Origin of the sequence: Roseburia inulinivorans DSM 16841, from assembly GCF_000174195.1 — a bacterium.
Classification (GTDB): Bacteria; Bacillota; Clostridia; order Lachnospirales; family Lachnospiraceae; genus Roseburia; species Roseburia inulinivorans.
In genome coordinates this window covers 1-505 of the sequence record NZ_ACFY01000075.1, presented here as the reverse complement: position 1 = coordinate 505, position 505 = coordinate 1, and the positions used below count along the sequence as shown (strand labels likewise).

Annotated in this window: 1 protein-coding gene; it reads left to right on the top strand. The window is 35.2% G+C overall.

The features are described 5' to 3' along the window. Positions 1–337 (top strand): HIT family protein (locus ROSEINA2194_RS07985; protein ID WP_007885433.1); only part of this gene is annotated, 337 nt, incomplete at its 5' end. Positions 338–505 lie beyond the last annotated feature (168 nt).

The window sequence follows — 505 nt, the reverse complement described above, 5'->3', positions numbered from 1 at the left end:
AAAAGTTATTTTCGATGCAAGTCCTGCCGCTAAAGGACATGTACTTATATTGCCGAAGGAACATTTTGACAATATATATGAACTTGATGATGACACTGCCGCACATGTATTTAAAGTAGCAGCTAAGATTTCTAAAGCGTATAAGAAAGCATTGGATTTTGATGGACTTAATATTGTTCAGAACAATGGAGAAGTAGCAGGGCAGACAGTATTTCATTTCCATATGCATATTATTCCTAGAATTAAAGGTGATACAGTTAATGTTGGATGGGTTCCGGGAACTGCAGATAATGACACTATAGCATCAATAGTAGAAAAAGTTACACCTTATCTTTAATGTTTGTATATGTTATATAATGAGGATATGAATAACGGATATTAAGCGGGAAACCGTAATGATATATAGAAAGAGGAGAAAGCATGATTAAATTAAGTGAGGGAGGAGCATATCTTATCAACGGTGTCGATATTGTTGAGGATAGTGCTTCGGCTGTGAATGAAGTAG